At 59.4% G+C, this 24389-nt stretch carries 23 protein-coding genes; 7 read left to right on the top strand and 16 right to left on the bottom strand.

Going from position 1 to position 24389, the window contains the following annotated elements; all coding sequences use genetic code 11:
• Window positions 1-44 precede the first annotated feature (44 nt).
• Window positions 45-1148 (bottom strand): long-chain fatty aldehyde decarbonylase, encoded by a 1104-nt coding sequence (locus tag GQF03_RS04530; RefSeq protein ID WP_161337971.1) that lies wholly within the window; start codon window positions 1146-1148, stop codon window positions 45-47.
• A gap of 139 nt (window positions 1149-1287) precedes the next feature.
• The gene (locus GQF03_RS04525) at window positions 1288-2442 is read right to left on the bottom strand and encodes a GNAT family N-acetyltransferase (RefSeq protein WP_161337970.1); all 1155 of its coding nucleotides are present in this window, start codon (window positions 2440-2442) and stop codon (window positions 1288-1290) included.
• Between the two features lie 197 nt (window positions 2443-2639).
• Here GQF03_RS04525 and GQF03_RS04520 point away from each other — a divergent pair, with 197 nt between their 5' ends.
• Window positions 2640-3170, top strand: a complete 531-nt coding sequence (locus tag GQF03_RS04520) for a phage baseplate protein (protein WP_161337969.1) — start codon at window positions 2640-2642, stop codon at window positions 3168-3170.
• Window positions 3171-3207: 37 nt separating this feature from the next.
• Here GQF03_RS04520 and GQF03_RS04515 read toward each other — a convergent pair whose 3' ends face one another.
• Together GQF03_RS04515 and GQF03_RS04510 are read right to left on the bottom strand one after the other, a co-directional pair.
• Complete coding sequence (locus tag GQF03_RS04515; protein WP_161337968.1) at window positions 3208-3675, bottom strand: RidA family protein; 468 nt, start codon at window positions 3673-3675, stop codon at window positions 3208-3210.
• A 32-nt stretch (window positions 3676-3707) separates the two neighbouring features.
• A complete protein-coding gene (locus tag GQF03_RS04510) occupies window positions 3708-5180 on the bottom strand; it encodes an aldehyde dehydrogenase family protein (protein ID WP_161337967.1) in 1473 nt (490 codons plus the stop codon).
• Window positions 5181-5340: 160 nt separating this feature from the next.
• On the opposite strand from GQF03_RS04510, the gene GQF03_RS04505 reads away from it, so the two are divergent.
• Window positions 5341-6603: an adenylate/guanylate cyclase domain-containing protein gene (locus GQF03_RS04505; protein ID WP_161337966.1), complete on the top strand. Its 1263-nt coding sequence runs from the start codon at window positions 5341-5343 to the stop codon at window positions 6601-6603.
• A gap of 22 nt (window positions 6604-6625) precedes the next feature.
• On the opposite strand, the gene GQF03_RS04500 is transcribed toward GQF03_RS04505, so the two are convergent.
• Window positions 6626-7342 carry a GGDEF domain-containing protein gene (locus GQF03_RS04500; RefSeq protein WP_161337965.1) on the bottom strand — a complete coding sequence of 239 codons (717 nt, stop codon included), beginning with the start codon at window positions 7340-7342 and terminating at the stop codon, window positions 6626-6628.
• Between the two features lie 349 nt (window positions 7343-7691).
• Here GQF03_RS04500 and GQF03_RS04495 point away from each other — a divergent pair, with 349 nt between their 5' ends.
• The 3 genes from GQF03_RS04495 to GQF03_RS04485 all read left to right on the top strand — a co-directional run bounded on the left by GQF03_RS04495 (window position 7692) and on the right by GQF03_RS04485 (window position 10942).
• Entirely contained in the window at window positions 7692-8498 is an 807-nt protein-coding gene (locus tag GQF03_RS04495) for an EipB family protein (RefSeq protein WP_161337964.1), read from the top strand.
• A 68-nt stretch (window positions 8499-8566) separates the two neighbouring features.
• Window positions 8567-9844 carry a YjgN family protein gene (locus GQF03_RS04490; protein ID WP_161337963.1) on the top strand — a complete coding sequence of 426 codons (1278 nt, stop codon included), beginning with the start codon at window positions 8567-8569 and terminating at the stop codon, window positions 9842-9844.
• Between the two features lie 3 nt (window positions 9845-9847).
• A complete protein-coding gene (locus tag GQF03_RS04485) occupies window positions 9848-10942 on the top strand; it encodes a M48 family metallopeptidase (RefSeq protein WP_161337962.1) in 1095 nt (364 codons plus the stop codon).
• Between the two features lie 3 nt (window positions 10943-10945).
• Here the strand turns inward: GQF03_RS04485 and GQF03_RS04480 are convergent, their stop codons facing one another.
• From GQF03_RS04480 to GQF03_RS04470, 3 genes are read right to left on the bottom strand one after another with little or no spacing between them, the layout of a single operon-like run.
• Window positions 10946-12223: a DNA polymerase IV gene (locus GQF03_RS04480; RefSeq protein WP_161337961.1), complete on the bottom strand. Its 1278-nt coding sequence runs from the start codon at window positions 12221-12223 to the stop codon at window positions 10946-10948.
• Between the two features lie 10 nt (window positions 12224-12233).
• Window positions 12234-12911: a hypothetical protein gene (locus tag GQF03_RS04475; protein WP_161337960.1), complete on the bottom strand. Its 678-nt coding sequence runs from the start codon at window positions 12909-12911 to the stop codon at window positions 12234-12236.
• Window positions 12908-13183, bottom strand: a complete 276-nt coding sequence (locus GQF03_RS04470) for a DUF3572 domain-containing protein (RefSeq protein WP_161337959.1) — start codon at window positions 13181-13183, stop codon at window positions 12908-12910. The genes GQF03_RS04475 and GQF03_RS04470 overlap by 4 nt, the downstream gene beginning before the upstream one ends.
• A gap of 172 nt (window positions 13184-13355) precedes the next feature.
• Here GQF03_RS04470 and GQF03_RS04465 point away from each other — a divergent pair, with 172 nt between their 5' ends.
• Window positions 13356-13718 (top strand): response regulator, encoded by a 363-nt coding sequence (locus GQF03_RS04465; protein WP_161337958.1) that lies wholly within the window; start codon window positions 13356-13358, stop codon window positions 13716-13718.
• A gap of 3 nt (window positions 13719-13721) precedes the next feature.
• Window positions 13722-15131, top strand: a complete 1410-nt coding sequence (locus tag GQF03_RS04460) for a PleD family two-component system response regulator (RefSeq protein ID WP_161337957.1) — start codon at window positions 13722-13724, stop codon at window positions 15129-15131.
• 69 nt (window positions 15132-15200) lie between these two features.
• Here the strand turns inward: GQF03_RS04460 and rpmG are convergent, their stop codons facing one another.
• The 8 genes from rpmG to topA form a co-directional block, all read right to left on the bottom strand.
• A complete protein-coding gene (gene rpmG / locus GQF03_RS04455; protein ID WP_161337956.1) occupies window positions 15201-15368 on the bottom strand; it encodes a 50S ribosomal protein L33 in 168 nt (55 codons plus the stop codon).
• A 112-nt stretch (window positions 15369-15480) separates the two neighbouring features.
• Window positions 15481-16638, bottom strand: coding sequence for an MFS transporter (locus tag GQF03_RS04450; RefSeq protein WP_161337955.1), 1158 nt, complete (start codon window positions 16636-16638; stop codon window positions 15481-15483).
• Window positions 16631-17287 carry an NUDIX hydrolase gene (locus tag GQF03_RS04445; protein WP_161337954.1) on the bottom strand — a complete coding sequence of 219 codons (657 nt, stop codon included), beginning with the start codon at window positions 17285-17287 and terminating at the stop codon, window positions 16631-16633. Before GQF03_RS04445 ends, GQF03_RS04450 begins: the two co-directional genes overlap by 8 nt.
• Complete coding sequence (locus GQF03_RS04440; protein WP_161337953.1) at window positions 17284-18003, bottom strand: NUDIX hydrolase; 720 nt, start codon at window positions 18001-18003, stop codon at window positions 17284-17286. The genes GQF03_RS04445 and GQF03_RS04440 overlap by 4 nt, the downstream gene beginning before the upstream one ends.
• A 62-nt stretch (window positions 18004-18065) precedes the next feature.
• Window positions 18066-18449, bottom strand: a complete 384-nt coding sequence (locus GQF03_RS04435) for a DUF983 domain-containing protein (protein ID WP_161337952.1) — start codon at window positions 18447-18449, stop codon at window positions 18066-18068.
• A 108-nt stretch (window positions 18450-18557) separates the two neighbouring features.
• Window positions 18558-19313 (bottom strand): FkbM family methyltransferase, encoded by a 756-nt coding sequence (locus tag GQF03_RS04430; protein ID WP_161337951.1) that lies wholly within the window; start codon window positions 19311-19313, stop codon window positions 18558-18560.
• A gap of 120 nt (window positions 19314-19433) precedes the next feature.
• Window positions 19434-21737, bottom strand: a complete 2304-nt coding sequence (rnr, locus tag GQF03_RS04425) for a ribonuclease R (protein ID WP_206376213.1) — start codon at window positions 21735-21737, stop codon at window positions 19434-19436.
• Between the two features lie 31 nt (window positions 21738-21768).
• A complete protein-coding gene (gene topA, locus GQF03_RS04420; RefSeq protein ID WP_161337950.1) occupies window positions 21769-24378 on the bottom strand; it encodes a type I DNA topoisomerase in 2610 nt (869 codons plus the stop codon).
• Between the last annotated feature and the right edge of the window lie 11 nt (window positions 24379-24389).

Raw genomic sequence — 24389 nt, 5'->3', positions numbered from 1 at the left:
AAAGGCGGGAGGTTTTCCCGCCTTTTTTTATTCTATGTTATCGGTTACTTCTGGCCGATGACCTTGCGTCCCGCATTGAGGCCCCGAAGATACTCGATCCCCTCATCGGCGATGGCGTAGCCGACCATATCCTCGTTCTCGCCGGCCATTTCCTCCATATCCACCCAATGGGAATAGATCGGCCGGGTGCGGTCGGTGATGATGCCGGATTTCAGCAGGGTCTTCACCAGCACGCGGAAAATATTGGTCGATTCCTTCAGGGTCTCGCGCCGGTCGGCGTCGGTGAAAACCTCGCGGCAGGCGTCGCGGACCCATTCCCATTCCAGGCCGAACTGCTCATAGATCACCCGTTTCTGGCGGATATTGATCAGGTTGAACAGGACTGTCTCGAAACATCTGGCCGCCCAATCCTCGACACGGGCGTGCTCTTCTGCGGTGAGTTTCGGGATGGTCTTGTCGGCCCAGATCTTGCCGAATTTGTGATGGAAGGCTTCGTCGGTCATGACAAGCTGGGTCAGCCGTTTCAGCAGCGGATCGTTGGTTTTCGCGTGGATATTGGCGAAGGCGCCCATGGCGAGCCCCTCGACCAGCATCTGCATGCCGACCAGCTTCTTGTAGACTTCCTCGGCGCCGACCAGCTCATTCAGCAATTCACCAAAGGCTTCCCCAACAGGGTAGGGGCGGCCCCAGCGGGCGCCGATATAGCGGCTGAAGGCCGTGACATGACGCGCCTCTTCGCGCGTCTGGTTGGAGGCATATTCCTGCGCACCCGGATCGACCATGATATGGCAGAGGCTGGCGCTTAGGGAAAGCGCGCCCTGTTCCCCATGCAGGATGGCGGACAGGCTCCAACGGGTGCTTTCGTTGGCGAGCTGGATTTTCTGGCCTTCGTCCAGCCTGTCGGCAACGGCGCTTTGCAGCTCCGGAATCGTTTCCGGTGGCATGATATAGTCGGAGGAGATGTCAAAGGGGCTCGAAAAATCGAGATAGGTGGCATCCAGCGGATCCCAGAAATGATCATGCGTCGCGGAGATAATGCCATCGAAGGCAGCCGTGCGTGTCCCATAACGGTCCACGTCCAGCATCGCCGGAAAATCATCCCGGTTCACAGTATTATAGATGGGGTCCTGCGTAATATGGTCAGTCATGATCATCCCTATTTATATCGTTATTCCTGGCAGCATCTTGCGGCTTGCCTTTACGTTTACGTAAACGTCAATTTCAAACTACCGCAAAACGCCGGAAAATTCAACAATTGATTTTTCTCATATAGGGCCGCGCGGAGCCTTATTCCGAATTCTCGTGGCGAAAGGGCGAATGGCTGGCGAGGTAGTTGATTTCCGCTTCGACCTGGCGGGTTTCCGTCTGCAGATAATCGGCGACGGCATCGTGAAATCCGGGATCGCGCAGCCAGTGTGCGGAATAGGTTTCGACGGGCAGATAGCCACGGGCGAGCTTGTGGGGACCCTGCGCGCCGGCTTCCACGCGGCGGATGCCATGCTCGATCGCATAGTCGATGGCGCGGTAGTAGCAGGTTTCGAAATGCAGGAAGCGGTGATCCTCGACACAGCCCCAGTAGCGGCCATAGAGGCAGTCGCGGCTTTTCAGATTCAGCGCGCCGGCAATATAGCGCCCTTCGCGGCTGACCATGAACAGCACCACCGCATCGGCGAGATACTCCCCGAGCAGGCTGAAAAACCGGCGGTTAAGATAGGGTGTTCCCCATTTCCGGTTGCCCGTGTCGATATAGAAGTTGAAGAAGGCGTCCCAGTGAATCTCGGAAAGGTCGCTGCCGGTTAGTATCTCGAATTCCAGGTCGTTTTCCAGGGCGCCCGCGCGTTCCTTGCGGATGGCCTTGCGTTTGCGCGAGGAGAGTTGCGCGAGAAAGTCATCGAAGTTTTCATAGCCTTCATTCACCCAGTGGAACTGTTCCCCGGTGCGAATCAGCAGGCCGTCCGCCTCCATCAGATCGCGTTCCTCCGGCTCCAGAAAGGTCGCATGGACGGAGGACAGATTAAGCCGGGTGGCGACCTCCTTCGCGCCCTGCAACAGCAGGCGCTGGCGCATTTCCCGCTCCGGTCCTTCCGGGACCAGCAGGCGCGGCCCTGTCACCGGCGAGAAGGGGACGGAAAGCTGGAGCTTGGGATAATATTTTCCCCCGGCGCGCTCATAGGCATGGGCCCAGCTGTGATCGAAGACATATTCTCCCTGGCTGTGACCCTTCACATACATCGGCGCCACCCCCGCGATGCGGCCGTCCAGTTCAAGGGCAAGATGGTACGGCATCCATCCGGCCTCGGCGGAGACCGATCCGCTTTCCTCGAGCGCCCGGAGGAACTGGTGCATGACGAAAGGATGGTCATTCGCGAGGCAGGCGTTCCAGTCCGCCTCGCTCACCTCGGTGATGGATTGAAGGGTTTTGATCGTTGGGGTGTCAGACATCCGGCCCGGAAAACTCTGAAAAATTGTTGGAAACCATAGTCTAGCAGATAACTTTTCGCCGCGCGGGGTCAAATCAAAAAAAATTATGGACAACTTATAACAAAAATAACTTGAAAATAATACAACTTATATATGTATAAGGGGAGTGCAATTTAACTATTCGACCTGCTGCGGCAGACTATTGTGGAGAAAATAAAATGGATTGGATCAAAGTCGGGATCGGCGCGCTTGTCGGCGGGGCAGTGGCCGCCGTCATTACGTCCTTACTTGTTTTTTATTTCGATAAGCCGGCGGCAAGTTCCGGCGGCGGCACCGACGTGGCGAGCGGCGCGGTGATGGCTTTCGATGGCGTCTCGAGCTGCCCGTCGGGCTGGAGCCTCTATACCAAGGCGGCAAGCCGGGTCATTGTCGGCGCGGCGACGAGCTCACCGGGCAAGGGCGCGGACGGCCAGGCCCTGAGCGCCCACAAGGCGGGAACCAGCGGCGGGCAGGAGAACGTCACCCTCGCGGCGGCCAATCTTCCGCCGCATACCCATCAATATGAGGATATCTTCTATTCCGAAAACGGCGGAACGGTATCGGTCCCGAATAACGAGGGCAGCAAGGGGTCCGATAATGACAACAAGGGTTATCAGATGACCCGGACGACGATGACGGACAAGACGTCGCCAGCGGCCATTCCCGTCATGCCGCCCTTTATCGCGCTGACCTATTGCGTGAAAAGCTAATCAGGAGAGGAGCGCGGATGCCGCGCTCCCCCTTCACTTAGCTGATTTCGAAGACCGCATCGACCTCGACGGCGACATTCATCGGCAGGGCATTGGTGCCGACGGCGAAGCGGGCGTGGCGGCCCTTGTCGCCGAAAACCTCAACCATCAGGTCGGAGGCGCCGTTGACGACCTTCGGCTGTTCGCCGAAACCGTCCGTGCAGTTCACGAAGCCGCTCAGCTTGACGCAGCGCACGACCTTGTCGAGATCGCCGCCGCAGGCATCCTTCACCTGGGAAAGGATATTGAGGGCGCAGACCCGCGCGCAGGCCATGCCTTCCTCCGTCGTGAAATCCTTGCCGACCTTCCCCTGATAGGTGAGCTTGCCATCGACGAAGGGGACCTGTCCCGACACGAAGACGAGATTGCCCGTCTTCACGTAGGGAACATAATTCGCCGCCGGAGCCGTCGCCGCCGGGATTTCAATGCCGAGTTTGGCCAGATGGGCGTCAATTTTGCCTGCCATTTTTCACCTCTGTTGTTATTTCGATAATTGTCTCAACCGCCGGGACGTCCACCGCCGCCACCAGTGATCCGGATGCCGACATTCTTCGTCTGGACGTAATTCAGCAGTGCTTCCTGCCCCTTTTCCCGGCCGTAGCCGGATCGTTTCATGCCGCCGAACGGCGTCTCGATGCCGCCGGCAAACCATTCATTGACAAAGACCTGCCCGGCGACAAGGCGGTCCGCCGCCCAATGGGCCATCGCCAGATCCTTCGTATAGATCCCGGCGCAGAGGCCGTAGTCGGTGCCGTTCGCCAGCGCGATCGCCTCCTCCGGGTCGTCATAGGTGAGAACGGAGAGGACCGGGCCGAAGACTTCCTCGCGCGCAATGGTCATCTCCGGCGCGACATTCGTGAAGATCGTCGGCTCGATGAAATGGCCGGGGAGATCGCTGCGCTTGCGCCCGCCAGTGACGGCGTCCGCTCCGGCCTGCGCGGCGGCGAGGCACATCCCCTCGATCTTGTCGGCCTGACCGGCCGAGATCACCGGTGTCATGTCGTGGCCATCGATCCCGGGCCCGATGGAGAGCGATTTCGCCTTGGCGACCAGTTTTCCGACGATTTCATCTTCTAGCGATTTCGGCACGATCAGCCGCGACTGGGCGGAACAGACCTGGCCGGCATGGGTGAAGATACCGCTTGCCGTGGAATTGACCGCCTGCGCGATATCCGCATCCTTGAAAAGGACGGCGGCGGATTTGCCGCCCAGCTCCATCACGCAGGGAATCACGCGATCGGCGGCGGCGCGAAGGATCGACTGCCCGGTCGCGACGGACCCGGTGAAGACAATATGATCGACATCGGGGTGCGAGACGAGGGCCGCGCCGCAGTCATGGCCATAGCCGCAGAGGATATTGACCGCGCCTTTCGGCACACCGGCGCGGTGGCAGGCCTCGGCGATAAAATAGGTCGAAAGCGGCGAGAGCTCCGGCGATTTCAGGACGACCGTATTGGCCGTCGCGAGCGCGCAGGCGACGGACCGCGCGGCGATCTGCAGGGGAAAGTTCCAGGGCACGATCTGCGCCGAGACACCAAAGGGGGAGGGGATCGTGTAATCCACATAATCCGCGCCGAGCGGGATCATCCGGCCCTCGATCTTGTCGGCGAGGCCGCCGTAATAGGTGAAATAGCGGGCCGCGGCCATCGCTTCGTTCTTGCCGCCGGTCAGCGTCTTGCCGTTGTCGAGGCATTCGGCAAGGGCAATCTCATCGGCCATCGCGGTCATATGGCGGGCAATTTCGAACATCAGCGCGCCGCGATTTACCGGGCGCATGTTATAGAGCTCCCGGCTCTCGAAACAGGCGCGCGCCGCGGCAACCGCCCGGTCGACATCGGCCTTGCGGGCACGCGCGACCTCGGCGAGATTTTGCCCCGTCGCCGGGTTCTCGATGGCGATCCGCTCACCGTCTTCGGCGTCGGTCCATTCGCCGTTGATATAGTTCTGCCAGTATTTCTTGATCTCGTTCATGGGGTGCCTTCTTCGTTCCGGGCTTTTGCGTTTTCTATCACGAGCATGGCGGGAGAGCCAGCCCGCGCGGGGGCCGTCAGCTAAATTTTTCACTTTCGGCTTTGATAGGTGTAAAATAAGTCTATATCAAGCGGGTCTATTGAAATCACTCAGGTGTCCCATGGGTAGTATGGAAACCGCGAATAAAGAGAACCCTTCCGGGCAATTTCAGGCAAGCGACGACCATGAGGAACTGTTCGCCTGGCTGATCGATGCCGGGCTGACGGGATCGACGGTGCGCGAGCTGTTCACCGAATTCTGCGAACGGCTGATCAAGCAGGGCGTCATGTTGAAGCGCGGGAATATCGCGCTCAGCGCCATCCATCCGCAGGTCAGCGCCTTCATGTATACCTGGCGGCGCGGCGAAGGGCTTGTCACCAACACCAATTTTCTGCATTCCGACGTGCCGGGAGAGGGCTGGTTCGCGAGTCCCTTCTTCTTCATGCTGACCAACAAGCTTACCTTTCTGCACCGGCCGCTGGCGACCGGCGGGGAGCTGGATTTCCCGGTTCTCGTCGAATTCCGCGACGAGGGCATGACCGACTGGTTCTGCCAGATATTCGATTTCGGCTGGGGGTTTGAGAATCAAACGATGGAGCATCAGGCCGGGCTGATCACAAGCTGGGCCTCCGACCGGGAGGGCGGGTTCACCGAAGAGGAATTCCGCTTCCTGAGCCGGGTGATCCCGGTCTTCGGGCTCGCGGCCAAGGGAATCGCCTCCTTCCGGACCGCAAGATCGGTACTGGAGACCTATATCGGGCGGGAAACCTCGCGCAAGGTTCTCTCCGGCCAGGTGCGGCGCGGGTCCGTCGACAGCATCAATGCCGTGCTCCTCTTCGCCGATCTCAAGGGATTCACCAGCCTTTCCGACACCATGGGGCAGGGCGATCTCGTTGAAATGCTCGATCACTATCTTGACTGCATGGCGAGCCCGATCGAGGCCGCGGGCGGGGAGATCCTGAAATTCATGGGCGATGGCATGCTCGCGACATTCGAGCTCTCCTCGACCGATCCCCATGAGGTTCAGGCGATCTGCGAAACGGCGCTGCAATCGGCGGAGCGCATGATGGAGGGGGTCGATACGCTCAACGTGAAGCGGCGCGACAAGGGCAAATCGACGATGGGCCTAGATATCGCGCTGCATGTCGGCGAGGTGATGTACGGCAATGTGGGCTCCGAGACCCGTCTCGATTTCACGGTGATCGGCCCGGCCGTGAATGAGGTGAACCGGATCGAGGCGCTGTGCGATGTTCTCGGCACGAACCTCATCGCGTCCGGCGATTTCGTCCGGACCTCGCGCGGGGCGGCGTCTAATTTACGTTCCTGCGGTTATCACGAGCTGCGCGGCGTGCGCGAGCCGATCGAGCTTTTCTGCCGCAGCTAGGGAAGATGGCGCTCCGGCGGTGTTACGGCCGCCGGGCGGCTTTCTTGTTGGCCTTCTTGTTCTCGTACATCGCAAGGTCGGCGGCGCTCATCAGCTCGTTGAAATCGCTGTTGCCGTCGAAAGGAACGATGCCCATGCTGGCCTTAAGGAATACCTTGCGGCCGCGGGCGGAAATCGATGTCGCGCTGATCTCGCGCTGGATGGCGAAAGCGCGGGCGCGGCCGTTTTCCTCGTCCGTCCGGGTGAGCACGAAAACAAATTCGTCGCCGCCGATCCGGGCGACGAAATCGGATGTCCGAAGGTTTCTGCGGATCGTCTCGGCGAACAGGCAGAGCGCGTCGTCCCCGGCATTATGGCCATAGCGGTCATTGATATCCTTGAAGTCATTGAGATCCAGAAAGGCGAGCACGCCTTCCTCGTGATGCCGCCGCGCCATGGCGAGCACGCGGGTCATGAAATCCTGCAAGCCGCGGCGGTTGTGAAGGCCGGTCAGTTCATCGGTGGTGGACAGCGCCTCCAGCTCGCGGATGCGTTCCTGCTGTTCGCTGATATGCTGCTCGGCGCTGGCGGCATAGGCGATGATGCGGTTGATCAGCTGCCAGTGCTTGGCCGGCGCCTGCCGACGCAGGCTCGTCTTGAGGGCGGCGGACAAATCTTCAAGCTGTGCGCCGATTTCTGCGTCGAATCCCATCGGCAGACCGGATTGCAGCGGCGAAATATGCGGCATGGGTGATGACATTACTCAAATCTCCTACTCGGGACCGGCCCTGACGTTTCCCAACACGCACCGAAGTTCAGGCCGATCAATATTCTCCGGTTCTCTACCCGCAAACTTCATGCCAGATCCTGAAAAGTATAAAGATGAATATTTTCAAGGTGTTAAAAAATAATCTAAAGGGTTTCTTCATATTTGTCGCAAATTTGACGGGAATTTTATGCCCGGCGACGCGGAACAAATATCCACAGCCGCCGCATTTGCGTGTTCTTTGCCCGATAAGTCTTCACAGGACCGGATTCGCGGGTTATTACTGGCCCTTGGACGGCAGGACTGCCAGAAACGTTCGACCAAAATGGGATCAATCGCCGATATGAAATGGATGAAAACCTTTCTTGCCCTGCTGGGCGTCAGCCTCTTTTCGATCGTCGGCCCGAGCGCCGCGGCGCCGCTCCGCCTCGCCTCCCATCAGGCGGTCTATGACCTCAAGCTTGATGAGTTGAAGGAAAACAGCGGGATCGAGGCCGTGCGCGGGCGCATCGTCCTCAAGGTCGAGCAGCAGTGCGATGGCCTGATCGTCAATCAGCGCATGGTGCTGGAGATGATCAATTTCGAAGGTAACGTCGTCGTCTCCGACTATAACCAGTCGACTTGGGAGGATAATGCGGGGCGCATGATGCGCTTTGACATGTCGAACATGCTGAACGGCCAGCTTATCGAGAAATACAGCGGCGTCGCCGAGCATCGCGAGAACGGCCTCCTTGTGCAGTTCAGCGAGCCGAGCATCGACGACATGGAACTGGCGGCCGATGTTATCTTTCCGGGGGAGCATACGCGGCAGTTGTTGAAGGCGGCGGCGACCGGCCGCCATCTGCTGTCGGCGAAAGTCTATGACGGCAACGGGGAGGACGGGCTTTCAGACACCCTCGCCGTGATCGGCAAGGCGCAGGCGCTTCTCGAGCCCCGGGAAGTGGAGGAAAAGCTTCGCGGCAAGACGTATTGGCCGTTACAGATTTCTTTTTTCGACCTCCGTCAGCAGCAGACGGAACCGGACTACAGGATCGGCATGAAGATTTTCGACAACGGTGTCGCGACGGACCTGCATCTCGATTACAGCGACTTTTCCCTGCGCGGAAATGTGAGTGATTTAACCCTCCTTGCCGCGGAAAAATGCTCCTAACCTCGTTATAGTTGCTTTGTTAACGATTTTCCGGGCATTATCGCAGGCTCGTATATAGGAGTTTGCCAATGTCGTCAGATACAGGATCAGTCCCCGTCGTCGATGGAAGAGAGGGGGGAAAGTCCCGCGGGGGGGAGGTCGGAAACGGCTCCGATATCTTTTTCGAGGTCTCGCTGAAGAATCTTCTTATCCGGCTCATAAAGAACAAGATTTTCGGTCTTTTGACCTTCGGGATCTACCGATTCTGGGGCAAGACGCATATCCGCCGGCAGCTCTGGCAGGGGGTGCGGATCGGCGGCGACAGCCTGGAGTACCGGGGCACCGCGAAGGAGCTGTTCATCGGCTTCCTGATCGCGATGATCATTCTCGTCCCGATCCTGCTTGTTTCCAGCCTGGTGATCCAAATTCTATCATTTGCGACCGGCAATCCCGCCGTGAATGCGATTGGGCAACTCGCCTATTTCGTTCTGCTCTACGGCTTCTGGCAATTCGCCCGCTACCGGCTCTGGCGCTATCGCCTGTCGCGGACGGCGTGGCGGGGCATCCGCTTCTACCTGTCGGGCAGCGCGATCCGCTATGCGCTGAATGTCCTCCTGCGGTCCTTCGTTGCCCTTGTAACGCTCGGCTGGGCCTATCCCTGGCTGCAGGCCTACCGGCTGAATTACCAGCTCAACAACACCCATTTCGGCGACGGGCAATTCACCTACAGCGGTAGCACCGGCGATCTGTACCGGCTCTACTGGCCGGCCATCCTGATCGCGCAGCTGGTCGCCGTCGCCGCGATGGTCTTTGTTGCGACCTCCGGTGCGATCGACCTCTCGATGGAGGCACTGATGGCGGCGGAAACAGGCCAGGTGAAAACGGCGAAGAGCGGGAGCGGGGAAGGGGTGGTCAAACTCGTTCTTGCCGGTGTTATCCTGTTTGCCACGATGACAATATTTTCCTTCGTCACCCGGATATGGGAATTCCGCTATCTTGTCGGCAAGACCACCTTCAACGGCGCGCGTTTCTCCTCCCGGCTGAGCGTCCGGTCGGTCCTGTTGATCTTCGCCGTCATGATGGGACTGATGCTTGTCAGCCTGCTTGTCGTCGGCGGCTTTTTCGGCGCGATAATCTACTGGCAGAAAGCCGCGGCGGTCGTCCTGCCCTTTGTCCTTTTCATTTTCCTCCTCATCGGCATGGATATTCTCTACACCCTCTTTTTGCTGGTGCCGATCGTCCGGAAAATCTGCGAGACGACGGAGATCGAGAATCTGGACGTATTCGAGGAAACCGCGGCAAGTTCGGTGAATTCGCCGAAATATGGCGAGGGGTTCGCCGATGCCATGGATGTGGGGGCCTTCTGATCCATGGCCGTCGCCGCCCGCTTATTTGATGGTAAAGCCGCCAAGGCGAGGGACGTCTTTCTCACCCTCGCCGACGGACAGCTGTTCATCCATGATACGGAGGGCGCGTTGCTGGGCGACTGGCCGGTTAGCGAGCTGTATGACGAGAACCGCCCGACGCGCGATGATGAACTGAACCTTTCGCTTGATCATGAGGATGCGCGGCTGATCATCACCGATGTCGCGTTCATCGACGTCTTGCGCCGCCTCTGCCCGCATCTTCACAAAAGGCGCGGCGGTCCGGCCGGCTGGTGGAAACCCTATCTCTACTGGGGCGGCGGGGCGGTGGTGGCCGTCATCGTCATTTTCACGGTCGTCCTGCCGCTGCTTGCCTGGCAGATCGCCTATCTGATCCCGACGGAGACGCAGGCGCAGATCGGGCAGGAGACACGGGATATCTTTATCAAGGCCATCGCCCGCGAGGACGGGACCAAGGCGGAGGCCGTGGTCTGCAGGAACCCGGCGGCGGAGGCGGTGCTGGAACGGCTGGTGACGGCGCTTGCCGCCGCGGACGGTGAGGAAAACCCGGTCCGCAAGATTACGGTCGTCAAGACGAAACAGGCGAACGCCTTCGCGCTGCCGGGCGGCCAGTTGATGATATTCTCCGGCCTTTTCGACATTTCCGACCATCCCAACGGCTTCTCCGCCGTTCTCGCCCATGAGATCGCCCATGCGGACCATAACCACCCGATGCGGCTGTTCGTTACCAACGCCGGGGTGGCGACGATATTCAGCCTGCTGCTCGGCGATGTGTCGGGCGGCACCCTCCTCGCGACGCTGGGTCAGATGACGGTCGGCTCGGGCTATAGCCGCGATTTCGAACGCGAGGCCGACCGCTCGGCCATCGAGCGGATGCAGGCCGCGGGCTATGACATCTCGCCGATGGTGCCGCTCATGGAAAAACTGGCCAAGCAGACCCCGTCATCGGGCTTCCTGTCCTTTCTCGACAGCCATCCCGGCTTTGACGAGCGGATCGAAACTCTCCGCGCCGCTGGAAAAACAGGGGGCGCGGCGCTGAGTGATGAGGACTGGACCACGCTCCGGGGCTACTGCGGCTAGCCGTCAGTGCTTTCCGGCAAGCCCGCGTCCCTTGGCGATGACGGTATCGCCGAACTTGTTGCGAAGCTTTTCGATCGCTGCCTCGACCTCCTTGTCATGACCCGACGCGCCGCTCAGAAGGTCGGGCCGGTCGGCATCCTCGATATCGCCGAAGCTGCTGATCCCCACACCGATCAGGCGAAAGTCATGGTTCGGGGCGGCTTTTTCAAGCAGCGGGCGCACCGCCTTGTAGAGGGTTTCGGCAAGCTGCGTCGGCTGGCCGAGGGTATGGCTCCGGGTGATCGTTTTGAAATCCCCGGTCTTGAGTTTCAGCGTGATCGTCTTGCCGGCCTTGCCGGATTTCTTGAGCCGGCTCGATACCTTTTCGCAAAGCGGCCAGAGACGGGCGAGCAGCACGTCGATCTCGCCGATATCGGTGCTGAAGGTGGTCTCCGCCGAGATGCTTTTCGCGCGCTGGTCCGGCTCGACCCGGCGGCTGTCCTCGCCGCGCGAGAGATGATAGAGGCGACCGCCCATGACGCCGTAACGGGCGACCAGCTCCGCCTTCTCCCGATGCTGGAGCTGGCCGATGGTCGTGATGCCTTCGGCGGCGAGCTTGCGGCCCAATGCCTTGCCGACGCCCCAGATATCGCTGACGGGGCGGCGCGCGAGAAATTCCTTCGCTTCCGCCCGGCCGATGACGGCAAACCCGTTGGGCTTATCGAGATCGGAGGCGAGCTTGGCGAGGTACTTGTTGTAGCTGAGCCCGACCGATACGGTGATTCCGACTTTTTCCTCGATTTCCCGGGCGAGCCAGGCCAGCGACTGCGCCGCGTTGCGATGATGCAGTTTTTCAGTGCCTGAAAGGTCGAGAAAGGCCTCATCCAGTGACAGGGGTTCGACATCCGGCGTCAACCGGTCGAAAACGGCGCGAATTTCGCGGCTGACGGCGGCGTATTTCGCCATGTTCGGCGGGATGATCACGGCGTCCGGGCAGAGCCGTTTCGCCTTGAACAGCGGCATTGCCGAGCGCACGCCGGACATCCGCGCGATGTAGCAGCAGGTCGAGACGACGCTGCGCGCGCTGTCGTGGGAGATGATCAGTGCTTTCGCGCGCAGTTCCGGATTGTCGCGCTTCTCCACCGCCGCATAGAAGGCATCGCAATCGACATGGGCGATGGTTAGCTCGAACAGTTCCGCATGCCGCAGCACCCGTGGCGAGCGGCAATGGGAGCAGCGCTTGTCGGCAGCCGGGCTCGCCTCCTCCAGTATCGTCAGGCAATTGCGGCAGAGGCTCGCCATGTCATCACCCTCAAACGTCGCCCGTCCCGATATGCCGGATGATATGGTCGCTGATCTCCGGCCAGCTGTAGAGCCGGGTATGGCTGTGCTCCGCCGGTCCGAGAAGCTTCGAGAGGCGGGTGTCGGCGATATAGTGGAGCCGGTGCACATGCGCGGCATGCTCATTGACCGAGCTGTGGTTATGCGGGATGTCGTCGATGAAATAGGCGGGTGCCTCCAGCTTGTGCGTCAGGTAGCGGACCACCTGTCCCTTGCTGCCGACATTGGCGATCAGCGGGAAGTCCATTCCCTTTTCCCGGAGGCCCTTGCGTCTCTTCGCGGCGTATCTCGGCGGCACATTGCTCAGCACCACGATTTGCGCATGCTCGCTGAGGGCGGCGAGGCCTTCCGCCGCGCCCTCCACCGCCGGCAGCCCCGCGCAGCGCTGATCGAAAAAGTCGGAGAGCATCGCGCCGACCTCTGCCTGGTCGATCGGCTCCTTGTCGGCGATGCGGCGGATATTGCCGGTCAGGGCGAAGGAGGACCAGTCGAAATACAGATCGAGCGAGCCGAGAAAATCCTCAAGCCCGATCATGAAATTGAAGAGCACCTCGTCCGCATCCGTGATGACGAGCGGGCGCGCCGGATCGAGGGCCAGCGTTTCGAGCTGGGGCCGCACCTCGTCATGGATGCCGGTAAACATTGTCAATAATCCTCCGTTGGCGCGCCGGGAAAGAACCGGCGTGCCTGGGCCGGGCTTCTGGCGTCAATATTGGTTTCAGTGCAGAAATCGATCAGGATGTCTTCATGATTGAGCAGGAAATCAAGCACGCCGGCTAGAATTTCCGCGCTTCCCGCCGAAGTGGCGAGATCCGCGGGATTAATGCCTGTTTCGGCCATCATCCAACTCAATGTTTTTTCCTTTGCGGCAATGAATGTCAGCGCCTCGAGGGCAATTATTTCAGATTTTTCGCGGTCCATGACACTTTATCTGTCCAGAAGACGTATTCAGTAAGGGAAAATTAAACATATTTCTGTTTATTGGATACGAATGATAGTCTCAAGCGCCGGAAATTGAAATGTTGAAGCTGTTTGAGACGCGAAAAAGCGGCTTCGCACTGGTGTTTGAACTTTTGAACTGAACGGGCAGAAAATGAAGACAGTATTGATTGTCGAAGATAACGACTTAAATATGAAGTTGTTCCATGATCTTCTGGATGCACATGGATATAACACCATCCAGACAAAAGATGGCATGGAAGCATTGAGTCTCGCAAGGGAGCATTCACCGGATCTGATCCTGATGGACATCCAGTTGCCAGAGGTTTCCGGTCTGGAAGTAACGAAATGGATTAAAGAAGACGAGGCATTGAAGTCGATTCCCGTCATCGCCGTTACCGCCTTCGCCATGAAGGGGGACGAAGAAAAAATTCGCGAGGGGGGCTGTGAAGCATATATCGCAAAGCCGATCTCCGTCGGGAATTTCCTCGAAACAGTCAAAGAGTTTCTGAGCTAGATTATGTCTGCACGCATCCTGGTCGTCGACGACGTCATTCCGAATGTTAAAATTCTCGAGGCAAAATTGTCCGTCGAGTATTACGACGTAGTGACCGCCTATAACGGCGCCGATGCGCTTAAAATCGCCGAAGAACAGCTGCCGGACCTGATCCTGCTCGATGTGATGATGCCGCAGATGGATGGCTTCGAAGTCTGCCGCCGTCTCAAGGCCGATCAACGCACGGCGCATATCCCGGTCATCATGGTCACGGCGCTGAGTGAAGCGGCCGACCGCGTGCAGGGGCTGGAATCCGGGGCGGATGACTTTCTCACCAAGCCGGTCGACGATTTGGCGCTGTTTGCGCGCGTCAAGTCTCTCCTGCGGCTCAAGATGATGATGGATGAATTCCGCCTGCGCGAGGAAACCAGTTCCGAGCTCGGCGTCATCAGCATGTCCGACCGCAAGGAGGAGGCGATCCAGCGGGCCCGTATCCTGGTGATCGACGATAATGAATATTCCGTCCGCATGATGAAGGAAATCTACGCGGAAACCTATGACATCACGCTGGAGCCGAACATGGAGGAAGCGCAGGTTCTGCTGCGCGGCGGCGATTATGACCTTGCCGTCATCAGCCTCGATTCCGCGACCTATGACCCGCTGCGGCTCTGCTCCAAGATCCGGAGCTTCGAGGAGACGCGGCAACTGCCGATCCTGACCCTCGTTGATGAATCGGACAAGGACAAGCTGCTGAAGGGCATGGATATCGGTATCAATGACTATGTCATGCGGCCCATCGACACGAACGAACTGATCGTGCGGACCCGGACGCAGATCCTCCGCAAGCAGTATCAGGACCGCCTTCGCCATAATTTCCACCGCAGCATGGAGCTGGCGGTGACCGACAGCCTGACCGGGCTGTATAATCGTCGCTATATGTCGAACCATCTGGACGCCATGTTGCAGCGCGCGAAAATGGACTACAAGCCGGTCTGCGTGCTGATCATGGATATCGATTTCTTCAAGAATGTGAATGACACGCACGGCCATGATGTCGGCGATGATGTCATCAAGGAATTTTCCTGCCGGATCGGCACCAGCGTGCGGGGAATCGACCTTGCCTGCCGCTACGGCGGCGAGGAATTCGTTGTCGTCATGCCCGATACCGATCTATCGGTCGCCTCCGGCGTCGCGGAACGCCTGCGCCGGCAGATCGCGGAGAAACAATTCTCGGCCAGCAACGGAGGGGTTGTTCTCGATCTCACCTGCTCCATCGGTGTCACGGTATCGCGGGAGAAGGAAGATTCCGAAAGCCTCCTCAAGCGGGCGGACGAGGCGCTGTACAAGGCGAAGCGCGACGGGCGGAACCGGGTTGTCGCCGCGCCCGCCAATGTCGAGGTTTTCGAAAAAGCGCAAGGCGTTGCCGCGCGCTAGAACCCGACCTGAATTTCCAATAAAAAAGGCCGCTGAAAAGCGGCCTGATTTCTTTACAGCCTGCAGAGGCTATTTGATCTTGGCTTCCTTGAATTCCACATGCTTGCGCGCAACGGGATCATATTTGCGTACGACCATTTTTTCCGTCAATGTGCGCGGGTTTTTCTTCGTCACGTAGAAGAACCCCGTGTCCGCAGTGCTTACCAGCCTGATTTTCAATGTTGTCGGCTTAGCCATGTCCGAAACTCCAGTCGTTCCCGCGTCAGCGCGGGCAAAAATAATGATCGAAGCCCGGAAAATACGGATTTATTCCGCGAAGTCAAGCGGATGCTTGGAAAATTCGCTTTTTTTAGGCTTTGCGAGATCGGCGCAGGTGACTGGCGGCCACCAGCACGAACAATAGGCACGCCGCGGCGAATGTCAGGGGCATGCCATGGGGTTTAACGACCTCCATCGCCACGCCGGCCAAAACCGGTCCGAACAGGCTGCCAAGCCCCCAGAGCATGCCGACTGCTGCCGTCGCCGTGATCAGATCGCCGCCCTTGAAGACCTGACCCATCACGACAAGGGCAATGGTATAGGTACCAACAACCCCGCCGCCCCAGATAACAAGGAGCGGCCACAGGAGATAAGGCTCCAGTACGACGAAGGGCAGGATCAGTGCGCCAAGCACCCCGACGATACCACAGCCGAGAATCACCTTGGTCCGGTCAAACCGGTCCGCCAGCCAGCCGATGGGTAGCTGTAGCAGGATGTTCCCGGCGAGCAGGGCGCTTGTCATCAGCACCGCCATTTCCAGCGCCTGTCCATTCTTGACGCCATATACCGGAAGGAGCGTTAGAACGGAGCCATCAAAGAAGGCAACGAGGAGGGTCGCGGCGCTGATCATCGGGGCGATCTTTATGAAGGAAAAAATGGAATAGCTGCTCTTCTCGCCAAGGTCGGGGAATCGGTCGCCGACGATCAGAAAGGCGAAGCCAGCACTCATGACAATCAGGCTGGAGACGATGAACGGCAGGCTCCCCTCGGCGCCGAGGAAGTTGATCAGCACCGGACCAAAGGCGAAGCCGCAAGTCATGGAGGAGATATAGATCGCAATCGTCCGGCCGCGGGTTTTCTCGCGAGCGATTTTGTTCAGCCAGGTTTCGCTGATCAGGAATAGGACGGCCATCGACAGGCCGATCATCAGCCGCAGGAAGAACCAGAAATAGATATTATCCGACCAGGACAGTGCCCAGATGGACAGTGCCGCAAGTATCAACGAACCCCACAGCATTTTGCCCGACCCGACAACACGCGTACAGGCCGGCACGACCGGAGAGGCCAGGAGAAAGGAGAGGGCGGGAAGGGCGCCCATGAGGCCGATAACGTCGCTGCCATAGCCCCGCTTCTCCATCAGGAGGGAAACGAGGGGGATTGAAAGACTAAGGGAGACCGCCATGGCCGTCACAGCGGCAATCACGGCAATCAGGGCGCGCCGGTTATCCACCAGCGCGGCGTCAGCCATTGTCGTGATTGCGGATGAAAGGCCTGCCCTTGTAATAAGTGAAGACAGGAACGTTGCCGGACTGGCGAGGCAGAGGCGCTGCGGCCCGCTTGATTTTCCGGTCGATCTCATCAAGGACGAACTCCGTCACATCGATCAACGGGACACGATGGGTTTCAGACAACGGAATCCAGTGCAAATCGATTAATTCGCCCGAGCCGCCAAGGTCGCCGCCGGTTATATGCTTGGCATCAACGGTGAGAAAACGCGTATTGAAACGAATGGGACTTTTTGGTGGCGTGATGGCGCGGGCAATAAAATCTAGCTGTGATAGGTCCGGCACGAGTTGATCGCCCTGAAGATCACCAATGATCAGGCCGGTTTCCTCATGGGTTTCGCGCACGGCCGCCGTTGCGACCGCATGGGCCATGCCCGCGGGCTGGGAAAGCATTTTCTCGATATCCGGCGCAAGCGGGGCAAGTGGCGTTACCGCCGCATCGGCGCGGTCCACGCGGCCCCCCGGAAAAACATAAACATCCGGCAGGAACCTGTGGGCCTTTGATCGACGGCCCATCAGGACATAGAGATCATCGGCGCGCTGTTCATAGATGACAAGGCTGGCGGCATGCCGGGGCTTAACCGGCTGCAGTTGGCGGGTAAAATTTGTCATTCTTCCCCGTAAATTCGTTTGCCATGGCGCATCATGAACATGGGAACGGGCACCTTCGGGTCCTGCGGCGGGCGGTCGTTCAGGAATTTTTCCGCATAGCCGAGGATATTCTCTGTAATGACGGGAATATTCAGGTTGAGCGCGTCCTTGATGGTGACCCAGCGCAGATCGAGCAATTCACCGGAGCCTTTGATTTCCCCTTCCAGGGTTTCGGCGTCGGCAACAAAAAACCGCGTATTGAAGCGTTTCTTGCGCGAGGGCGGGGTCACGGCGCGGGCGATATAATCGAGCTTCGAGAGGTCCGGGCCGCAGGTTTCCGTTCCGAACTCATTCCAGACGGAGACACGGGATTTTCGTGGCCGTGAATAGTTGCCCGCAAGGCGCAGCCCGGTTTCCTCGAAGGTTTCACGAATGGCGGCGATGGCGAGCGCGCGGGCGCGGGCCGGCGTGCAGCCGCCGCGCAGCAGGCGCATCATCACATCCTCGCGCAGGTCCTCGGCCGGGGGGATGCGGCTGTCGCTGGCATCGACGCGACCGCCCGGAAACACATAGGTGTTGGGCATGAAGCTGTGCCGTCCGCTCCGCTCTCCCATCAGAATTTCGATGTTCTTGCTGCTTTGCCGATAAAGGATGAGGGTTGCGGCGTCTTTCGGGCGGGGGGCTTTGCTGCCGTCGGTTCGACTTTCCGCGACGGCTCTTTTTCTTTCAGTACTCATGATCGTTGGACTTCCATTTTTCGTCCAACTATGCACTTGCAGGGCGGGCAAGTCCAGTCAGTTTACGTGAAATCGCCCCCGAAGCCATGCATCTGGCGGGCCCACTGGATACCGATGAGCGCCCCCTTGACCCGGGGCAGCAGCCAGAGCGCCGAGATCAGCGAGACCGGCAGCCAGATCGTCAGTTGCACCCAGGTGGCGGGGCTGTAGGCCTGCTCGACCGTGAGCATGCCGGAGAGCACGAAATGAAGGACGATCAGCATGGTGAAATAGGGCGGCGCGTCATCCGCGCGCTGGTGATGCAGCTCCAGTCCGCAATGATCGCAGGTGTGGTTCACCTTGATATATTTTCCGAAAACCTGACCCTTGCCGCAATCCGGGCAACGCTGGCGAAGACCATTCATCATGGCCTGCCATACTGATCTGGGGGCTGCTGCAATTTCCATTTAAACCCTGCTTCTTCCAAACTGATGCGATGAATATTAGCATCACATAAGCCTGATTTATATGATGAAAAGGGCTTTGCGACACTCTGCCGCAGATGTCAGTCGGACTTATCGAGTAACTTTCGACGGCAGGAAAACGAAGTTGAAGATATAATCGTCCCTTTTTTTCGCGTGACGGTGATGTTTCTCCATATCAATGTTCCAAAATCGTGTCAGTATGCCGTTCTTCATCGCGAAAGCGTCGTATCCGTAAGCTTCCACCGCTGAAGTCAGTTCCTCGATCGGCCTTTTGGCATGAGCTTCTTCCATCTCGACGATCATCACGGGTTTGTCCCGTGCGAGAGTTTCCCGCGCGCCTTCCAGAACGGCGAGTTCATGTCCCTCGACATCAACCTTCATGAAACCGATATTCTGAATTCCAAGATTATCAAGCTTTTCCGCGCCCACCTCGACGCTTTTATAGTTTGCCGACACCTTCACTTCACTCAACGAACCACCCTGGTTGGAGAAGCCTTTCCGGCCTCGTGGAATTCGCAATTCCGCCGTGCCAGTGAAATTCGACAGCGCAATATTTCGCGGATTTGCCCGGCCCTTAATATTCTGTTCCAGAACGGGATAAAGTTTCGGATTTGGCTCAAAGGCGTACACCTCGGCGCAGACTTTCGACAGCTGATAGGACCAGACACCTTTATGGGCGCCGACATCGACGGCGGCCTTGTTTCTGTCGACCAGAAACGGAAGCAGCTTGATTTCCTTTTCGCCGATCCGCATCTCTTTGCCGACCCTGTATATCATATAGAGCTGCGGCGGGATAAACTTGCGTTTTAGTTTTTCCTCGAAGGTTTCGGGCGGCTGCCAGGTCATGTTCCAGTTCCGTCACAAAATTTCGCGATTGGCTCTTCATAGGACGCGAGGGCGAACTCTATCCCAAGTGGTAGAGGAATGACAAGAAAACAATTTCGCTGTTTCCTGCGTGTGCCAGTATCAGCGCTTTTCCTGCCGCCGAGTTGCGCGTTTCTTGCCCTTGGGGGTTGTCCGCTTCTTCTTTTTGGCGGCCTTGAGGGGCACCTTGCCGGGGGACGTCTGTTTGCGCCCCGGTTGCGGGCGGCGGGTCCTCGCGGCTGTTCCGGGGCGGCCGTCCTCCACCTCGACGATCATGCTGCCTGTCACGATATCGACCTCGCGCAGGCGCACGGCGAGGCGGTCGGCAAGGCGGAAAACCTCCCCCGTCCGCTTGCCGATCAGCATATGCTTTTCAGGGTCAAAGTTGAAAAAGTCATTGCCGAGGGTGGAAATCGGGGCGAGGGCGTCGGCGCCACTGTCGTCAAGGGTCAGGAACAGCCCCGCCCGGGTGACGCCGGAGACCTTCGCCTGGAAAATCTCCCCGACCTTGTTGGCGAGGAAGACGGCGGTGAAGCGATCCGTCGTCTCGCGCTCCGCCACCATGGCGCGGCGCTCGCTGGCGGAGATATCGGTGCCGATCTCCTCGAATTCAACGGCCTCCTCGTCCTTGAGGCCGCCATCGCCGAGCTTGAGGGCGGCGATCAGGCTGCGGTGCACCAGCAGGTCCGCATAGCGCCGGATGGGGGAGGTGAAATGCGCATAATTCTGCAGATGCAGGCCGAAGTGATGCAGATTGTCCGGGCTGTAGACGGCCTGTGACTGGCTGCGCAGGATCAGGGAACTGACCAGCTCGCGGTCGATTTCGCTGTCCGCCTGCTCAAGAACGCGATTGAGGCTCGCCGTGGTGACGACCTGCCCCTTGGCGAAGCGGATATTCATCTCGCCGAGCGTCTCATGCAGGCCCAGCATCTTGTCGGCGGTGGGCGGTTCATGGACGCGGAACATGCAGGGCCGCTTCAGCTTCACCAGCGTTTCCGCCGCCGAGACATTGGCCTGGATCATGAATTCCTCGATCAGCATATGCGCCTCGAACCGCTCGCGCTTGTGCACCGCCTTGATGAAGCCGTCCTCGCCAAACTCGATCTGCCGCTCGGGCAGGTCAAGATCGAGCGGCTGGCGCTTCTTGCGCGCCTTTTTAAGCGCGGCATAGGCGGAGAACAGCGGTTCGATGACGTCGTCGCGGAGCATGTCCGTCTTGTCGTCGGTTTCACCGTCATGGGCGTTCTGGGCCTGCCGGTAGGTGAGGGAGGCGACGGAGCGCATCAGGGCGCGCATGAATGTATGGCGGAGCTTGTTGCCCTCCGCATCGAACCACATCCGCACCGCCATCACCGGCCGGTCGACATTCTCATGCAGGGAACAAAGATCGCTGGAGAGTTCATGCGGCAGCATCGGCACCACGCGGTCCGGGAAATAGACGCTGTTGCCGCGCAACCGGGCCGCCTTGTCGAGGGCGGAGCCATGGGTCACATAATGGGCGACGTCGGCGATGGCGACGATGGCCTGCCAGCCGCCCTCGTTGTTTGGATCGTCATCCGGCGCGGCCCAGACCGCATCGTCGCGGTCGCGGGCGTCGGCGGGGTCGATGGTGATCAGCGGCAGGCCGCGCAAGTCCGTGCGTTTACCGAGGGAGACCGGCTTTGCCGCCAGCGCCTCCTTGATGGCGGCGTCATCGAAGACATCCGGGATGCCATGGGCATGGATTGCAATCAGGCTGAGCGACGCGGCGTCCCCCATCGGGCCGATACGCTGGGTCACCCGTCCCTCGGGCAGCGCGAAGGCCTTGCCGGGGAGGATGTCGCAGAGCACCACTTCGCCGGTTTGCGCGCCCATCGAATTTTCCGCGCGGACAATGACTTCCTTCTTGAGCTTGCGGTTGGTCGGCTGCACGCGGCCATCCTTGCCGACCTTCGAATAGACGCCGAGGACCGGTCCGGCGGCGGCTTCGAGATGGCGGATGACGCGCGCCTCGTAGGTACCGTCCTTCTGCCGTGCGAGACGGGCGAGCAGGCGGTCGCCGACCCCCGGCGCCGAGCTGCGCGCGCGGCCCTGCGGGACAATGTAGATGAGGGGCGGCTTGCCGTCTTCCTGCCAGCTGACGGGACGGGCGACGGGTTCACCGCCCTTGTCCAGCCGCTCAACCTCGATCACCGCGACGGCGGGCAGCGCCCCGGCCGGGGCCAGCTCACGCTTGCGGCCTTTTTCGAGATGACCTTCGTCGACAAGCTCCTTCAGCAGCTTTTTGAGATAGATCCGGTCCGCGCCCTTGATATTGAAGGCGCGGGCGATCTCCCGCTTGCCGACGGGGGTTTCGCTTTCATCGATAAAGCTGCGGACCTGCTCCTTGGTTGGCAGATGATCCTGTTTCGAAGATTTGGGGCTCAAAATATCCCGTTTTCTGTCAAGAGGGGGCGACTCATTCCGCCGCCGCCGCCGGTTTTTTCGATGCGGGCTTCTTCTTCGCCGCCGGTTTTGCCTTTGCCGCCTTTTTCGCGAGCTTCGGTTTCTTGCCGCTCTTCTCGGCGCGCTCGGCCAGCAGCTTGACCGCATCCTCCAGTGTGATGGTCATCGGATCGGAACCCTTCGGGATCGTCGCATTGATGCCGCCATGGGTGACATAGGCGCCGTAGCGACCGTCCTTCACATTGATATCGGCACCGTCCGCCGGATGCGGACCGACGACGCGAAGGGGTGCCGCGCCGCGCCCGCCACTGCCGCCGCCGCGGCCTTTCGCCTCGGCCAGAAGCTCGACCGCGCGGTTCATGCCGACCGTCAGCACTTCCATGCTGTTCGTAAGCTTGCCGTATTTCCGGTCGCTCTCCACATAGGGGCCATAGCGGCCAAGCCCGGCGGTGATCATCGAGCCGGTCTCGGGATGCGGGCCGATCTCGCGCGGCAGGCCGATCAGCTGGACCGCCAGATCGAAATCGAGGCTTTCGAGCGGGATGTCTTTCGGAATGGAGACACGCTTTGGCTTCTTCTTCGGCTCGGGCTCGCCAAGTTGCAGATAGGGGCCGTAGGGACCCCGCCGCAGCGTGATCATCAGGCCGCTCTCCGGATCCTGGCCGAGTTCCTTCGGGCCTTCATCCGTTGTATCGCCGGCCTCATCCTCGCTCTCGCCGAGTTTGCGCGTGAAGCGGCAGTTGGGATAGTTGGAGCAGCCGATAAAGGCGCCGAAACGCCCGGTCTTGAGGCTAAGTCGCCCGTCGTCGCATTTCGGGCAGGCGCGCGGGTCTTTTCCATCCTCGGTCGGCGGAAAGATATGCGGCGCGAGAACCCGGTTGAGCTCCTCCAGAACGTCGGAAACACGAAGTTCCGCCGTGCCTTCGACCAATGTGTTAAAGTCAAACCAGAAGTCGCGCAGCACCTGTTTCCAATCAATTTTCGCCGCCGTGATATCGTCGAGCTTTTCTTCCAGCTGCGCCGTGAAATCATATTCCACATAGCGCGTGAAGAAGGAGGACAGAAAGGCGGTGACGAGCTGTCCCTTATCCTCGGGGATAAAGCGTTTCTGCTCGATCTTCACATAGTCGCGGTCCTGCAGAACCGAGATAATGGAGGCATAGGTGGAGGGGCGGCCGATGCCGAGCTCTTCCAGCTTTTTCACCAGGCTCGCTTCCGAATAGCGGGGCGGCGGCTCGGTGAAATGCTGGTCCTCGCGGACCTTGTCCGTCGCGACATTTTCCCCGGCCTTGACGGCGGGCAGGCGATTGCCGTTCTCGTCATCCGATACATCGTCGCGGCCTTCCTCGTAGAGCTTGAGGAAGCCCGGAAAGCGGACGACACTGCCGGTCGCGCGTAAAATCTGGCCCTCGCCATCGCTGAAATCGATGGTCGTGCGTTCGAGCTGCGCGCTTTCCATCTGGCTGGCGATCGTCCGCTTCCAGATCAGCTCATAAAGGCGCAGATGCTCTGAATCGAGATATTTCGCGACCATCGCCGGGGTGCGCGACAGATCCGTCGGGCGGATGGCCTCATGGGCCTCCTGCGCGTTCTTGGATTTCGATTTGTAAAAGCGCGGCTTCTCCGGCACATATTCCTTGCCATACTCGCTCGCGATCACGTCGCGGGCGCTGTGCATCGCCTCCATCGCCAGGCTGACACCGTCGGTCCGCATATAGGTGATCAGGCCCTGTGTCTCGCCGCCGAGGTTGAAGCCTTCATACAGCTTTTGCGCGACCATCATCGTCCGCTTCGCCCCGAATCCCAGCTTGCGGGAGGCTTCCTGCTGCAGGGTTGAGGTCGTGAAGGGCGGGGAGGGGTTGCGCTTTGCCGGTTTCTGCGTGACATCGGCGATGGAAAAGGATCCGGCGCGGACTTTCTCCGCGGCCGCTTTTGCCGTTTCCGCGTTGGGAAGGTCGAATTTATCGAGCTTCTTGTTCGCAAGATGCGTCAGGCGCGCGGTGATCTTGTCCTTCTTGTCGGTCAGGAAATCCGCATCGATCGTCCAGTATTCCTCCGCCGTAAAGGCGTCGATCTCGAGTTCGCGCTCGCAGATGAGGCGGAGCGCCACCGATTGCACGCGGCCGGCCGATTTCGCGCCCGGCAATTTGCGCCAGAGAACCGGCGACAGGGTAAAGCCGACGAGATAATCGAGGGCGCGGCGGGCCTGCTGCGCATTGACGAGGTTCATGTCCAGCTCGCGCGGATGGGCGATTCCCTCCAGCACCGCGCGCTTGGTAATCTCGTTGAAGACGACGCGGCTCACCTTCGCGCCTTTGAGCTTTTTCTTCTCCTCCATCACCTTCAGCACATGCCAGGCGATGGCTTCCCCTTCGCGATCCGGGTCAGTGGCGAGATAGAGGTTTTCGGCACCTTGCAGGGCGTCGGCGATGGCCTTTATATGCTTCGCCGACTTCGCATCATTCTGATAATGCATGGCGAAATCCTGGTCCGGTTCGACCGATCCGTCCTTCGATGGCAGGTCGCGGATATGCCCGTAGGACGCCAGAACCGTATAGTCCTTGCCCAGATACTTGTTAATGGTCTTGGCTTTTGCAGGAGATTCGACGACGACAACATTCATATCAATACCGC

The sequence above is a fragment of the Sneathiella chungangensis genome (assembly GCF_009882935.1).
GTDB classification, from domain to species: domain Bacteria; phylum Pseudomonadota; class Alphaproteobacteria; order Sneathiellales; family Sneathiellaceae; genus Sneathiella; species Sneathiella chungangensis.
The sequence above is the reverse complement of the archived record's forward strand: the minus strand, read 5'-3'. Positions and strand labels throughout refer to the sequence as shown.